The organism is Saccharothrix xinjiangensis, from assembly GCF_039527585.1.
Taxonomy (GTDB): domain Bacteria; phylum Actinomycetota; class Actinomycetes; order Mycobacteriales; family Pseudonocardiaceae; genus Actinosynnema; species Actinosynnema xinjiangensis.
Window position 1 is genome coordinate 202552 of sequence record NZ_BAAAKE010000003.1, and the last position, 13994, is coordinate 216545.

At 72.6% G+C, this 13994-nt stretch carries 12 protein-coding genes and 1 pseudogene; 8 read left to right on the forward strand and 5 right to left on the reverse strand.

Features of this window, described 5'->3' with window-relative positions; translation table 11 throughout:
• Positions 1-110: 110 nt before the first annotated feature.
• From ABD223_RS09100 to ABD223_RS09110, 3 genes are all read left to right on the forward strand, one after another.
• Complete coding sequence (locus tag ABD223_RS09100) at positions 111-1622, forward strand: alkaline phosphatase D family protein (RefSeq protein ID WP_344035559.1); 1512 nt, start codon at positions 111-113, stop codon at positions 1620-1622.
• Positions 1619-2827, forward strand: a complete 1209-nt coding sequence (locus ABD223_RS09105) for a hypothetical protein (RefSeq protein WP_344035560.1) — start codon at positions 1619-1621, stop codon at positions 2825-2827. Before ABD223_RS09100 ends, ABD223_RS09105 begins: the two co-directional genes overlap by 4 nt.
• A gap of 192 nt (positions 2828-3019) precedes the next feature.
• Complete coding sequence (locus ABD223_RS09110) at positions 3020-4006, forward strand: arabinan endo-1,5-alpha-L-arabinosidase (RefSeq protein ID WP_380648619.1); 987 nt, start codon at positions 3020-3022, stop codon at positions 4004-4006.
• On the opposite strand, the gene ABD223_RS09115 is transcribed toward ABD223_RS09110, so the two are convergent.
• Entirely contained in the window at positions 4003-4584 is a 582-nt protein-coding gene (locus ABD223_RS09115; RefSeq protein ID WP_344035876.1) for a LysE/ArgO family amino acid transporter, read from the reverse strand. The two genes, ABD223_RS09110 and ABD223_RS09115, sit on opposite strands and share 4 nt — an antisense overlap.
• Before the next feature lie 71 nt (positions 4585-4655).
• Here ABD223_RS09115 and ABD223_RS09120 point away from each other — a divergent pair, with 71 nt between their 5' ends.
• The 5 genes and pseudogenes from ABD223_RS09120 to ABD223_RS09140 all read left to right on the forward strand — a co-directional run bounded on the left by ABD223_RS09120 (position 4656) and on the right by ABD223_RS09140 (position 8767).
• Positions 4656-5510 (forward strand): ArgP/LysG family DNA-binding transcriptional regulator, encoded by an 855-nt coding sequence (locus tag ABD223_RS09120; protein ID WP_344035877.1) that lies wholly within the window; start codon positions 4656-4658, stop codon positions 5508-5510.
• Positions 5511-5694: 184 nt separating this feature from the next.
• Positions 5695-6522, forward strand: a complete 828-nt coding sequence (locus ABD223_RS09125; protein WP_344035562.1) for a metallophosphoesterase — start codon at positions 5695-5697, stop codon at positions 6520-6522.
• A gap of 19 nt (positions 6523-6541) precedes the next feature.
• Positions 6542-7715: pseudogene (locus ABD223_RS09130) on the forward strand (MFS transporter).
• The gene (locus ABD223_RS09135) at positions 7712-7909 is read left to right on the forward strand and encodes a hypothetical protein (protein ID WP_344035563.1); all 198 of its coding nucleotides are present in this window, start codon (positions 7712-7714) and stop codon (positions 7907-7909) included. The pseudogene ABD223_RS09130 and the gene ABD223_RS09135 overlap by 4 nt, the downstream one beginning before the upstream one ends.
• Positions 7910-8767 (forward strand): TolB family protein, encoded by an 858-nt coding sequence (locus tag ABD223_RS09140; RefSeq protein ID WP_344035565.1) that lies wholly within the window; start codon positions 7910-7912, stop codon positions 8765-8767.
• A 235-nt stretch (positions 8768-9002) separates the two neighbouring features.
• On the opposite strand, the gene ABD223_RS09145 is transcribed toward ABD223_RS09140, so the two are convergent.
• The 4 genes from ABD223_RS09145 to mmsA form a co-directional block, all read right to left on the reverse strand.
• On the reverse strand, positions 9003-9788 hold the full coding sequence (locus ABD223_RS09145) for a DeoR/GlpR family DNA-binding transcription regulator (RefSeq protein WP_344035566.1): 786 nt from the start codon (positions 9786-9788) through the stop codon (positions 9003-9005).
• Between the two features lie 107 nt (positions 9789-9895).
• Complete coding sequence (locus ABD223_RS09150) at positions 9896-11017, reverse strand: hypothetical protein (protein WP_344035567.1); 1122 nt, start codon at positions 11015-11017, stop codon at positions 9896-9898.
• Positions 11018-11256: 239 nt separating this feature from the next.
• Positions 11257-12471, reverse strand: a complete 1215-nt coding sequence (gene mmsB / locus ABD223_RS09155) for a multiple monosaccharide ABC transporter permease (RefSeq protein ID WP_344035568.1) — start codon at positions 12469-12471, stop codon at positions 11257-11259.
• Positions 12468-13994: a multiple monosaccharide ABC transporter ATP-binding protein gene (gene mmsA / locus ABD223_RS09160; protein WP_344035569.1), complete on the reverse strand. Its 1527-nt coding sequence runs from the start codon at positions 13992-13994 to the stop codon at positions 12468-12470. The genes mmsB and mmsA overlap by 4 nt, the downstream gene beginning before the upstream one ends.

The window sequence follows — 13994 nt, forward strand, 5'->3', positions numbered from 1 at the left end:
GCCCACCCGGATCCACCGCGCGTACACGTCGCGATCACCTGGCGGGTGTAGGCAGGAGCTCGCAAGTGTTTCGGCAGCGTGCTTCCCGGCCCTGCACCGAAGGAGTGCCGATGTCCCCGCTGACCCGACGGACGCTCATCGCCGGCGGCGTGGCGGGTGCGGGCGCGACGATCCTCGCGCCCGCACCCGCCAACGCCCTCGCCTACCCGTTCACCCTGGGCGTCGCCTCCGGCGACCCCGCGCCGGACGGCTTCGTGATCTGGACGCGCCTGGCGCCCAGCCCGCTCGCCGCCGACGGCCTGGGCGGCATGGCGGCCGACCCGGTGACCGTCGAGTGGCAGGTCGCGACCGACAACCGGTTCACGCAGGTCGTGCGCAGCGGCTCGCACACCGCGACGCGCGAGTGGGCGCACAGCGCGCACGTGGAGGTGACCGGCCTCCAACCCGGCCGCGAGTACTCCTACCGGTTCCGCGCCGCCGGCCATATCTCGCCGGTCGGCCGCGGCGTGACCGCGCCCGCGCCCGGCGCCGGCTCCGAGCTGACCATGGTGTTCGCCTCCTGCTCGCACTACGAGGAGGGGTACTTCACCGCCTACCGGCGGATGGCCGAGGAGAACCCGCACCTGGTGCTGCACCTGGGCGACTACATCTACGAGGGCGCCGCGACCACCACCAGGGTGCGCCGGTTCGCGCCGTCGGCGGAGATCGCGGGCCTGGCCGACTACCGGGTGCGGCACGCGCAGTACAAGACCGACGTGGACCTCCAGGCCGCGCACGCCGCCGCGCCGTGGCTGGTCGTGTGGGACGACCACGAGGTGGAGAACAACTACGCCGACCTGGTGCGCGCCAACACCTCCCCCGCCGGTGACTTCCGGGCGCGCCGCGCGGCGGCGTACAAGGCCTACTACGAGCACATGCCGCTGCGTGCGGCGCAGCGGCCGGTGGCGGAGGACATGCGGCTCTACCGCCGGGTGCGCTGGGGCGGCCTGGCCACGTTCCACATGCTCGACACCCGCCAGCACCGCGACGACCAGGCGTGCGGCGACGGCACCAAGGTGTGCGCGGACGCCGACGACCCGGCGCGCACGCTCACCGGCGCGGCGCAGGAGGCGTGGCTGCTCGACGGGATGCGGCAGCGGCTCGGCACCTGGGACTTCCTGGGCCAGCAGGTGTTCTTCGCGCAGAAGCTCGCCTCGGCGGACGGCGCGCGGTCCATGGACTCCTGGGACGGCTACCGCGCCAACCGGGACCGGCTCCAGCGCGGCTGGGACTCGGCGGGCCTGCGCAACACCGTCGTGCTCACCGGCGACGTGCACCGGTCGTGGGCGGCGGACCTGCTGCTCGACTACGACGCCCAGGACCGGGTGATCGGCACCGAGCTGGTCACCACCTCGATCACCTCGGGCGGCGACGGCAACGCCGCGGACAACGGCCTGTCCGGCCTGAACCCGCACGTCAAGTTCCACAAGAACCTCCGGGGCTACGTCCGCACCCGGACCACGCCCTCGCGGGTCGACGTCGACTTCCGCTTCGTGGACCGGGTCACCACCCGCGACTACCCGGTCAGGACGCTCCAGAGCTACGTCGTCGAAGCGGGCAACCCCGGATTGCAGGCGCCATGAAGAAGATCATCCCCCTGGTGTGCGGGCTCCTCCTGCTGGGCGCGGGCACGGCGTCGGCGGCGGCCACGTGGACCACGGCCAACAGCGCCGCGACCGGCGACCAGGACAACGCCGCGGTGTCCGCGGTCCGCAACGGCTGGACCGCCGTCGCGTGGGAGGACGACCGCGACTCCGCGACGCCCGCCGACGACGCGCGCACCGACGTGTGGGTGCGGCTGTTCAAGGACGGCGCGTCGCGCTACGAGCAGAAGCTGTCGGCGGGCGGCAGCGGCGACTGGCGGCACGTGCGGCCGGACGTGGCCCTGCACGACGACGGCACCGCGGTCGTGGTGTGGGCCGACGACGCGGACGGCAACGGCTACTACAACGTCCAGGTGCGGACGCTCTCGACCACGGGCGCGGTGACCGGTTCGGCGCGGGCCAACGCGAGCGCGGACGGCCAGCAGCTCGCCCCGGCGGTCGCCGCCGACCCCGACACCGCCGGGTTCGCGGTGGTGTGGGAGGACCGGCAGACCGGGGCGGAGCCGACCGTGCGGGCGGCCGGGTTCGCGTCGGCGACCTCGAAGACCTACGAGGCTCAGGTCAACAACGCGGGCGGCGCGCACCAGCGGCCGGACGTGGCCATGGGCGCGGCGGGCAACGCGATCGTGGTGTGGGACGAGGACGGCGACGGCAACGGGTTCTCCAACATCGGCCGGAAGGTCCTGACCCCGTCCGGCGGCGTGAAGCTGGCGCAGGGCACGGCCAACGCCGCGGGCGACGGGCAGCAGCGGCGGCCGGTGGTGGCGGCGAACTTCAACGGCGACTTCGCGGTGGCCTGGGAGACCGACCACACGGGCGCCGCCGCGGTGGCCGCCCGGTCGTTCACCGCCGCCGGGGCGGCCCGGACGGCCACCGACACGGTCTTGGCCGATGCCGTGCAGACCGGGGCGGATCCCCGGGTCGGCATCGACGACCAGCTCAACGTCGTGGTGAGCTGGGTGCGGGCGCAGGACGTCGTGACGCAGGGCCTGAACCCGGACGGCACGGCCGAGGGCCGGCTGCCCCGGCAGGCGACCGTCTCGACCGCCACCGGCAGGCAGGACGAGCCGGCGCTGGGCGTGGACGCGTGGGGGCGGATCACCGTCGCCTACACCGACGACAACGACGGCAACGGGTTCGACCAGGTCTACCTGGGCACCGGGCTGGTCAACAGCACCTGGTGACCCCTCGGCGCCGGGTGGGGTCCCCGCCCGGCGCCGACGCGGTCTCGTGTACCTCACGGTCGGCCCGCTTGGGCACCCCGACCTGTTAACGCTCACATAAATCACCGGCAAGCCTTGACTTCGCCACCCCGAACTCGCGATAGTTCCGAGGTGTTGGGAGCGTTCCCAAACCTGCTCGCAAGGAGGCGAAGCATGGATACACGCAGGTCAAAGGCGATCGCGTGGGGCGCAGGGCTCTTAGCCGCTCTTACCGTCTCGGCGACGTTGACCGCCGGTGGTAGCGCTAACGCGGCACCCGCTTATCCGGGTCCGGGACGGGTGACCGGCGACGTCCACGTGCACGACCCGACGTTCGTCAAACGACCCGAGGGCGGCTACCTGGTCGCCCACACCGGCGACAACATCGCGCTGAAGACCTCCGCCGACCGCACCGCGTTCCGCAACGCGGGCCAGGTCTTCCCCAACGGCGCGTCGTGGACGACGACCTACACCAACGGCGGCCGCAACCTCTGGGCGCCGGACCTGTCGTACCAGAACGGCCGCTACTACCTGTACTACTCGGCGTCGTCCTTCGGCTCGAACCGGTCGGCGATCTTCCTGGCCACCAGCACCACCGGCGCGGCCGGTTCGTGGACCAACCAGGGCCTGGTCGTCGAGTCCCGCACCAGCGACAACTTCAACGCCATCGACCCCAACCTGGTGATCGACGACCAGGGCCGCTGGTGGCTGAGCTTCGGCTCGTTCTGGTCGGGCATCAAGATGGTCGCGCTCAGCCCGTCGACGGGCAAGCGCAGCGACAGCACCATCCGGTCCATCGCGAGCCGCAACGGCGGGCCGATCGAGGCGCCGACGATCGTCAAGCGCGGCAACTACTACTACCTGTTCGTGTCGTTCGACTACTGCTGCCGCGGCGCGTCGAGCACGTACCGGGTCATGGTCGGCCGCTCGACCAGCGTCACCGGCCCGTACGTGGACCGCAACGGCCGGGACCTGAACTCCGGCGGCGGCACCGAGATCCTGGCGACGCACGGCTCGGTGATCGGCCCGGGTCACCAGGACGTGTTCACGGACACGGACGCCGACGTCCTCGCCTACCACTACTACACCAGCAGCGGGGCCGCGCTGCTCGGCATCAACCTGCTCGCCTACGACAGCCAGGGCTGGCCGTACGCGTACTAGAGGACGAGTGAGACGCCGGTCGCCGTGACCACCACGGCGACCGCCGCGTCCAGCACCCGCCACGCCGAGGGGCGGGCGAACGTGCCCGACAGCCGACGCGCGCCGAAGCCCAAGCAGCCGAACCACAGCGCGCTGGCGGCCATCGCGCCCGCCCCGAACCACCACCGGTCGTCGCCGAAGCCGGTGGAAGCGGTGCCGAGCAGCAGCACGGTGTCCAGGTACACGTGCGGGTTGAGCCAGGTCAGCGCCAGGCACGTGGCGATCGCCGCGGACGCCGCGCCGCCGACCTCCAGCGCGGCCGGCCGCAGCACGCGCCGCGCGGCCAGCACGCCGTAGCCGACCAGGAACGCCGCGCCGACCCAGCGCACCACCTCCAGGGCGGCCGGCCACGCGGTCAGCGCCGCGCCGACACCGCCCACGCCGAGCGCGATGAGCAGCATGTCCGAGCCCGCGCAGATGGCCACTACCGCCGGCACCCGCTGCCTCAGCACGCCTTGCCGCAGCACCAGGGCGTTCTGCGCGCCGATGACGACGATCAGGGAGAGGCCGGTGCCGAGCCCGGCGAGCAGTGCGCGCATCACACCACGACGGTAAGAACGGGCTCGCCATAAGGCCAGCTACAGTTACTTACGTATCATTAGCAGCCGTGATGCTGGATCCGGAGTGCGTGCGCACCCTGCTGGCCGTGGTGGACGAGGGCACGTTCGACGCCGCGGCCAAGGCGCTGCACGTCACGCCTTCCGCGGTCAGCCAGCGCGTCAAGCAACTGGAGCAGCGCACCGGCCGGGTGCTGCTGGTGCGGTCCAAGCCCGCTCGGCTGACCGGCTCCGGCGCGGTGATCGCCCGGTACGGCAGGCAGCAGGCGCTGCTGGACCGGGACGCGCGCGAGGCTCTCGGCCTGGTCGAGGACCCGACGCCGATCCCGGTGGCGGTGAACGCCGACTCGCTGTCCACCTGGTTCCGCCGCGCGGTCAAGGAGCTGGCGGGCGACGAGGGCCTGGTGCTGACCGTGCGGCGGGAGGACCAGGACCACACCGCCGACCTGCTGCGCCAGGGCTCGGTCGTGGCCGCCGTGACGTCGTCGCCGCGGCCGGTGCAGGGTTGCCGGGTCCGGCCGCTGGGGAGCATCCGCTACCACGCGGTGGCCGCCAGGCGGTTCGCGCGCCGCTGGGCGGACCGGCCGCTGCACGAGGCGCCGGTCGTCGTGTTCGACGCGAAGGACGACCTCCAGGACGCGTTCTGCCGCGAGCTGACCGGCCACGACGCGGCCGCGCGCCGCCACCACCTGCCGGACGGGCACGTGTTCGAGGACGCCGTGGCGGCGGGCGCGGGGTGGGCGCTGCTGACCGAGCACCAGGTCCGGCGGCACCGGGGCCTGGTGCACCTGGCCCCGGACCGCCCGGTGGACGTGCCGCTGCACTGGCAGCAGTGGAAGCTCGACTCCCCGCCGCTGGCGCGCGTGGCGGACGCGGTCTTCCGGGCCGCGGCGGCCGAGCTGCACTGACCGCGGCCGATCCCCCCTTTCGCCCCGCGTTCACCTGCCGTCCGCCTGACCATCGGCACGACGTGTTCAAGGGTCCCTGCTCTCTGCAACGCCCCGAGGGCGCACGAACTCGAAGGCACATGCCTCGTCCGGGCACACCTGAAGCGGAGGGTTCCGCACGTCAGGTCGCGGGGCTTTACCGGCGGTGCTCGTCATCGGCGTCGTCACCGCCGCCGCGTTGACCGCCGTCGCCTCGTCCGACCACCTCCCGGCCGCCTGGGCGGCCACCGCCACCTTCACCCCGACCGCCGACACCTACGTCGACGGTTCCGCACCCGGCACGAACCACGGCACGTCCGGCCGACTCGGCGTGGACGGCTCGCCGGTCAAGCGGATGTTCCTCAGGTTCTCCGTCTCCGGCCTCTCCGGCTCCGGCCTCTCCGGCTCCGGCGACAGCGCCACGGCCGCGCTGCTGGACGGCATCCCCGGCACGGTGTTCACCACCGACAACCACGACTACAACACCAGCGGCGCCACCGGGTACTACAACTACTTCGGCTCGCTCGCCGGACCAGCCGGCCAGGGCTACTACTCCTACGACCTGGGCAACTGGCACGTCGTCTCGCGGAACAGCAACATCAGCACGGCGGCCGGCTCGGCGCAGGAGAGGTGGCTGCGCGCGGACCTGGCGCCAACCACTCGCCGTCCACCGCGACGCGCCCCCTGTTCCAGGCCCTCTACGACCACAACGCCGACGTGGTGCTCTTCGGGCACAACCACCAAGTACGAGCGGTTCGTCCCGCAGAACCCCAACGGCGGCCTGGACACCGCGCAGGGCATCCGCACGTTCGTCGCGGGCATGGGCGGGGCGAGCCACTACTCGTTCGGCACCATCCGGCCCAACAGCGAGGTGCGCGACAGCAACACCTACGGCGTGCTGAAGCTGACCCTGCACAGCGACAGCTTCTCCTGGCAGTTCGTGCCGGAGGCGGGCAAGACGTTCACCGACAGCGGCTCCACCGCCTGCCACTGAGCCCGCCCGCGCCCGGGAGCTGGGCCGGCGGGGCGTGAGCGCCAACGTCTTCGCGCTCGGCGCGGTCAGCCTGATCACCGACGTCTCGTCGGAGATGGTCACCGCGGTCCTGCCCCTCTACCTCGTCGTCGGGCTCCAGCTCAGCCCCGCCGCCTACGGCGTCGTCGACGGCCTCTACACCCAGGGCCACCACCCTGCTGCGGCTGGTCGGCGGCTACCTGGCCGACCGGACCAGCAGGCGCAAGGCCGTGGCCGGCCTCGGCTACGCCCTGTCCGCGGTGGCCAAGCCGGCGCTCGTGCTCGCCGGGACGTCCACCGCCGCGCTGGGCGCGGTGATCGCCCTCGACCGCGCGGGCAAGGGCCTGCGCACCGCGCCCCGCGCCCCGCGACGCGCTGATCACCCTGTCGACGCCGGCGGACGCCCTGGGCCGGGCGTTCGGCGTGCACCGGGCGATGGACGGCGCGGGCGCGTTCGCCGGTCCCCTGGTCGCCCTGGCGATGCTGGCCGCGACCGGCGGCTCGTTCGACTCGGTGTTCGTGACCAGCGCGTGCGTCGCCGCCATGGGCGTGGTGGTCCTGGTGCTGTTCGTGCGCGACCACCGGTCGGCGCTGCCCGCCGCACCGGTGCGGGTGGCCGCGGTCGGCGGGCTGTGGCGCGACGCGGGCGTGCGGCGGGTCGTGCTCGCGGCGTCGCTGCCGGGCCTGGCCACGATCGGCGACGGGTTCGTGTACCCGCTGCTCCAGCGGCGCGAGGGCCTGGCGATCGGCTGGTTCCCGCTGCCGGCGGTCGGCACCAGCCTGGTGTGCCTGCTGCTGGCCGCGCCGCTCGGCGCGCTGGCCGACCGCGTGGGCAGGCTGCCGGTGCTGCTCGGCGGGTACGTCGCGCTCGGCGCGGTCTACCTGCTCGTGCCGGGGCCCCTGCGCGGGTGGCCGCTGGTGGTCGCGGTGGTGCTGCTCTACGGCGTCTTCTACGCGGCGACGGACGGCGTGCTGGTGGCGCTGGCCGGACCGCTGCTGCCGGAGCGGCTGCGCGCCACCGGCATCGCCCTGGTCCAGAGTGGACAGGCGGTGGCGTACCTGGGCTCCTCCGTGCTGTTCGGGCTGGCCTGGCAGTTCCGGGGGCCGCGACCGGGGCGGCGGCGGTCGGGGTCGCCCTGGTCACCACGTTCGTCCTGCTGAGGAGGCGCCCGTGAACGTCCGGGCCAAGCTGCTGACCACCGCGGTGGCGGCGCTGCTGCCGGCCGGGGTGGCGGTCGGCTACGCGGCGAGGTCCGCCGGTCCGCCGGCCGCGCCCGCGCCCGGCGCGGTGAGCGGTCCCCGGCTGGTGGTGCCGAGCAACGGCGTGCTGTCGACCGTGGCGAGGTCGGACCCCGGCGGTCCGCGGTAGGTGGTCGGCCAACGGTGCGACCGGGCCTACAGCGCGGGTGGCGCCACGGCCTGCCTGCGGCCGGTCGGCGCGTTCGAGGCGGGCGGGCCGGCCGTGCTCGACAGCTCCTGGCGGGAGCTGCGGGCGGTGCCGCTGACCGGCTTCCCGAACCGGGCCCGGGTCTCGGCGAGCGGCCGCATGGTGGCCTGGACGCTGTTCGTGGACGGCCACTCGTACGCCTCCGGGGCCTTCTCCACCAGCACCGGGATCCTCGACACCCGCACCGGTGAGCTGGTGCGCGACCCGGAGGAGTTCACCTCCTCGGTGGACGGGGTGGTGACCACCGCGGCGGACCGCAGCTTCTGGGGCGTCACGTTCGCCGACGACAACCGCTTCTACGCCACCATGTCCACCGGCGGGCGTCGCCACCTCGTGGAGGGCGACCTCGCGGCGCGGTCGCTGCGGTCGGTCGCCGACGGCGTGGAGTGCCCCTCGCTGTCGCCGGACGGGACCCGCATCGCCTACGAGGCCGCGGTGGGCGGTGACCCGGGGCGCGGGTGGCGGCTGTCGGTGCGGGACCTGGCCACCGGGGCGGTGACGCCGCTCGCGGAGACCCGGAGCGTGGACGACCAGCCGGCCTGGCTGGACGACCGCACCGTCGCCTACGGGCGGCAACGGGACGACGGCGTCAACGACGTGTGGTCGGCGCCCGCGGACGGCTCGGGCGCGCCCGTCCTGCTGGTCCCGGGCGCGGCCTCGCCCGCCGCCATCGGGTGGCGACACCCCCGAAGGGGGGAGCGCGCCGCGTCGCCACGGCGCGCTCCCCGCCGTTTGTGGCCGGTCGCCACGGCTCTCCCAACACGTGACGACCGGCCCTGAGAACCGCGTGGCACTTCTCCTCCCACTGCGGTCAAGTCGTGAACGCCGAGCGTGCCATGGCCAGGCCCCCTCGTCCCGGAAAACGCTCCCCCGTTACCGACGTCCGAAATCGGCGGCAACTGTGTCCCGGGCCACAGGGCGGTGTCAAGCACTTCGCGCGACGGCGTGACCGGAACGCAACCGGAGGGGTCGGCGACCGAGGGAAGCTCACGTGCGGACCACAGTGGACCGCGCCTCAGACCAGCCTGACCTCGACCCCGCGCTCGCGGAACCGGCGCACGTCCTCCGGGGCCGCGTCGACGTCGGTGACCAGCACGTGGACGTCGCTGATCGGGCAGGCCTCGGCGAACGCCCTGGCCCCGATCTTGGCGGAGTCGGCCACCACGACCACGCGCCGGGCGCGGGTGGCGAGCATCCGGTTGACGTCGGCCTCGCCCTCGTCGTGCGAGTAGGCCCCCGAGTCGGGGTCGATGGCGTCCACCCCGAGGAACGTCACGTCGAGGCTCAGCCCGTTGATGATCTTCCCGGCGAGCGGGCTCATCAGCTGGTAGGTCTGCGGCCGCGCCACCCCGCCGGTCACCACCAGCTTCACCTGGGGCCGCACGGCCAGCTCGGTGGCGATGTTCAGCGCGTTGGTGACCACGGTGACCAGGCCGTCGCCGTCCGCGCCGCCGAACTCAGCGCTGGTCGCCAGGGCGCGGGCCACCTCGGTGGTGGTCGTGCCGCCGTTCATGCCGACCACGGCGCCCTTGGTGACCAGCCCGGCCGCCGCGCGCCCGATGCGCTGCTTCTCCCCCGCCCGCCGCACCGTCCGGTAGCGCAGCGGCAGGTCGTAGGCGACGGCGTGGGCGACCGCGCCGCCCCTGGTCCGGGTGAGCAGCTGCTGCTCCGCCAGGTGGTCGAGGTCGCGGCGGATGGTCGCGCCGGAGACGTCCAGCTCGACGGCGATGTCGTCCACCTCGACCCGCCCGCGCTCGGCCACGAGCTCCAGCAGTGCGTTCAACCGGTCATAGCGGTTCACGCGGCACCTCCCGGACCCCAGGCACCGCACATTACCGATTCCGGGACTCCGGGCGGAACGGTTCAGAAGGCGGTACCGTTCCGCCCGGCGCCCCGGTCAGGTCGGGGTCAGCAGATGCTCTGGCTGCTGTTGACCAGCGTGTTGTTGCGGAAGGTGGTGTTGTTGCCGCACGGGCTCTCGCGAATGGCCGAATTCGACACCCGCAGGTTCTGGATGAGGATGTCGCTGGTCACCGGGAACTCGCTGCGCGCCGCCAGCCGGATGTCGCCGGGGCCGGAGACGCTGCCGCTCTGCGCGGCGAGGTTCACGTTGTAGCAGTTCTCGATCAGGATCGCGTTGCTGCCGGTGTTGGCGATGTCGATCCGGTCGATCTGGAGGCCGCCGCTCTCCGAGACGCAGAAGATGCCCCGGCCGCCGCCGCGGGCGATGACCTGGCCGACCCGGACGTTGATCGGGTAGCTGCTGCCGACGCGGCCGTTGCGGTTGGCGGTGCGGAAGGCGGCGTAGCCGGTGCCGGTGCCCGCGTTCTCCGCGTCGACGGTGCCGACGGTGGCGTTGATCGTCTGGTTGAGCAGCAGGCCCGACTCGCCGACGCCGCGCGCCACGACCGTGCCGACGGTCAGGCCGTCCACGCCGTAGGTCTCCACCGCGTGCGAGCTGGCGCCCTGCACGTAGGCGTAGTCGATGCGGACGTTGCGGGTCCACTGGCTGGTGTCGCCGCGGTTGTCGATGCGCACGCCGAGCCCTCGGGACAGGCGCATGTTCACGGTGCCGATGACCACGTTGGTGACGTTGCGCATGAAGATGCCGTAGACCGGCGTGCCCGTGAGGGTGAGGTTCTGGACCTCGATGTCGCGCACGCCGCGCGCGTACACCGGGGCGTAGTCGCCCGAGCCGGAACCGGTGACGTTGATGGTGCCGCACAGGTCGATCGCGGTGTAGCTGCGCATCGAGTACCGCTCGCCCGCCGGGATGGAGCCGGAGGCCCGGACGACGATCCGCTCCTTCGAGGTGCGGTTCGCGGTGAGGCTGTCGTTGGCTGCTTGCAGGGCGGCGCGCAGGCTGTTGCCGGTGTAGACGGTCCGGCTGCCGTTCCGGGCGGTGAAGCTGCTCCCGGAGCCGGTCACCTCGGCGTTGTACGAGCCGTCGCCACAGGCGGCCCGCGCCTCGGGCGCGGCGACCTGGAGGAGCGCCGCGGTCAACGCTGACACGGCGAGCAGAGCTTTCATCTGGGTCTCCTGCATCGGGTTGGTAAGCGCTTTCCTACACGGCGGCGGATGTCCTCGGGTTTTCGGTGGTGGTAGGGGGTTCGGCGGCGGTCCGCCGGGGGACGGCGGACCGCCGCCCAAGACCGCTGACGCGGCGGCGAGGAGCACCGGTCGCGCCTGGGAGCGTTCCCAGACCGGTAGTAGAGCGGATGGGCGGTGCGCCGTCAAGGGCCCGGGTCGGGCCCTTGACGGCGCAGGGGTCACGCCCGCCGCTTGGTCCACACGTCGTAGGCGACGGCCACGAGCAGCACCAGGCCCTTGACCAGCATCACCCGCTCGCTCGGCGCGCCGATCAACGACATGCCGTTGTTGATCACACCCATGATCAGGCCGCCGGTGATCGCGCCGACCACCTTGCCCACGCCGCCCTGCACCGCCGCGCCGCCGATGAACGCCGCCGCGATCGCGTCCAGCTCGAACGAGGTGCCCGCGGTCGGCCCGGCCTGGTTGAGCCGGCCCGCGAAGATGATGCCCGCCAGCGCCGCCAGCACGCCCATGTTCACGAACACCCAGAAGGTCACCTGCTTGACCTTCACGCCGGACAGCGTCGCCGCCTGGAGGTTGCCGCCGATGGCGTAGATGTGCCGGCCGAACACCGACCGGTCGGCCATCACCGAGTACCCCATCACCAGCACCGCGAGCACCACGAGCACCCACGGCAGGTTGCGGAACCGGGCCAGCTGCACCACCACGGCCAGCACGACCGCCGCCGCCAGCGCGATCTTCAGCACGAACACCGGGAACGGGTCGACGACCTGCCCGTAGCCCAGCCGCGCCTTGCGCCTGCGCCACTGGGTGAACGCGAACCCGGCCACCACCGCGACGCCGACCAGCAGGCTCACCAGGTCCGCGCCGCCCAGCGGCCCCAGGCCGACGTTGCCCAGGTAGCCGGAGGTGAAGCCGTTGGCCAGGGTGCGGATCTGCTCCGGGAACGGCCCGATGCCCTGGTTGCCCAGCACGGTCAGGGTGAGCGCGCGGAACACCAGCATGCCCGCCAGCGTCACGATGAACGCCGGGATGCCGAAGAACGCCACCCAGTACCCCTGCGCCGCGCCGATCACCGCGCCCGTGAGGAGCGTGATCAGCACCGCCAACCACCACGGCAGGCCCATCTGCACGGTCAGCACCGCGCAGACCGCGCCCGTCAGCGCCACCACCGACCCGACGGACAGGTCGATGTGGCCGCCGATGATCACCAGCATCATGCCGATGGCCAGGATCAGCACGTAGGAGTTCTGGACGATGATGTTGGAGATGTTCTGCGGCTGGAGCAGCGCGCCGTCGGTGAGCACCGCGAACAGCGCCACGATCAACGCGAACGCCACGTAGATGCCGGACTGCCGCAGGTTGATCGTGAACCGCCGCTGCGGCCCCGCCTGCTCCTTGACCGGCGTCGCCGCGGTCTTGGTGGTCATGAGGTCTGTCCCTGGGTCATGTGGTGCATCAGGCGTTCCTGGGTGGCTTCGGCGCGGGTCAGCTCACCGGTGATCCGGCCCTCGGCCAGCGCGTACACCCGGTCGCACAGGCCGAGCAGCTCGGGCAGCTCGGAGGAGATGACCAGCACCGCGCGACCCTGGTCGGCCAGTTCGTTGATGATCGAGTAGATCTCGTACTTCGCGCCCACGTCGATGCCGCGCGTCGGCTCGTCGAGGATGAGCACGTCCGGGTCGGTGAACATCCACTTGGCCAGCACGACCTTCTGCTGGTTGCCGCCGGACAGCGTGCCGACCTGCGTGCCGACGCCCGAGGTCTTGATGTTCATCGACCGCCGGAACCGCTCGGCGACCGAGAACTCCTCGTTCTCGTCCACCCAGCCCCGGCTCGCGAGCTTGCCGAGCCCGGCCGCGGACACGTTGCGCTTGACGTCCTCGATGAGGTTGAGGCCGTAGCGCTTGCGGTCCTCGCTGACGTAGGCCAGGCCGTTGCGGATGGCCCGGCGGACGGTGCGCGTGTCGATCTCGCGCCCCTCCTTGACCACCCGGCCCGAGACGCCGACGCCGTAGGAGCGGCCGAACACGCTCATCGCCAGTTCGGTGCGCCCCGCGCCCATCAGGCCCGCCAGGCCGACGATCTCGCCGCGCCGCAGCACCAGGTTGGCCCGGTCGACCACGACGCGGTCCGGCTGCGACGGGCTGTGCACGGTCCAGTCCTCGATCCGCAGCACCTCCTCGCCCACCCGCGGCGTGCGCGGCGGGAAGCGGTGCTCCAGGTCGCGGCCGACCATGCCCGAGATGATCCGCTCCTCGGCCACCTCGCGGGCCGGCAGCGTCTCGATCGTGCGGCCGTCGCGCAGGATGGTGATGCTGTCGGCGATCCGCTTCACCTCGTTGAGCTTGTGCGAGATGATCACCGAGGTGACGCCGTGCTCGCGCAGGCCGTCGAGCAGGTCGAGCAGGTGCGCGGAGTCGTCGTCGTTCAGCGCCGCGGTCGGCTCGTCCAGGATCAGCAGCCGCACGTCCTTGGCCAGCGCCTTGGCGATCTCCACCAGCTGCTGCTTGCCGACGCCCAGGTCGTGCACCGGCGTCGTGGGGTTCTCCCGCAGGCCCACGCGGGCGAGCAGCTCGCTCGCCGCGTGGTTGGTGCGGTTCCAGTCGATGAAGCCCCGCGAGGCCCGCTCGTTGCCCAGGAACAGGTTCTCCGCGATGGACAGCTGGCCGCACAGCGCGAGCTCCTGGTGGATGATCGCGATGCCGCGCCGCTCGCTGTCGCGCACGCCGCCGAACGAGCACGGCCGGCCCTCGAAGACGATCTCGCCCTCGTACGACCCGTGCGGGTGCACGCCGGAGAGCACCTTCATCAGCGTGGACTTGCCCGCGCCGTTCTCGCCGCAGATCGCGTGGATCTCACCGCGCCGCACGGCGAGCGAGACGTCGCGCAGCGCGGTGACCCCGCCGAACCGCTTGGTGATGCCCCGCATCACCAGGATGTCGTCGGACAT

Bases quoted from the DNA above. Each gene is read 5' to 3' on its own strand.
- ABD223_RS09100 (WP_344035559.1), top strand. From the start codon at position 111: ATGTCCCCGCTGACCCGACGGACGCTCATCGCCGGCGGCGTGGCGGGT.
- ABD223_RS09105 (WP_344035560.1), top strand. From the start codon at position 1,619: ATGAAGAAGATCATCCCCCTGGTGTGCGGGCTCCTCCTGCTGGGCGCG.
- ABD223_RS09110 (WP_380648619.1), top strand. From the start codon at position 3,020: ATGGATACACGCAGGTCAAAGGCGATCGCGTGGGGCGCAGGGCTCTTA.
- ABD223_RS09115 (WP_344035876.1), bottom strand. From the start codon at position 4,584: ATGCGCGCACTGCTCGCCGGGCTCGGCACCGGCCTCTCCCTGATCGTC.
- ABD223_RS09120 (WP_344035877.1), top strand. From the start codon at position 4,656: ATGCTGGATCCGGAGTGCGTGCGCACCCTGCTGGCCGTGGTGGACGAG.
- ABD223_RS09150 (WP_344035567.1), bottom strand. From the start codon at position 11,017: ATGAAAGCTCTGCTCGCCGTGTCAGCGTTGACCGCGGCGCTCCTCCAG.
- mmsB (WP_344035568.1), bottom strand. From the start codon at position 12,471: ATGACCACCAAGACCGCGGCGACGCCGGTCAAGGAGCAGGCGGGGCCG.
- mmsA (WP_344035569.1), bottom strand. From the start codon at position 13,994: ATGTCCGACGACATCCTGGTGATGCGGGGCATCACCAAGCGGTTCGGC.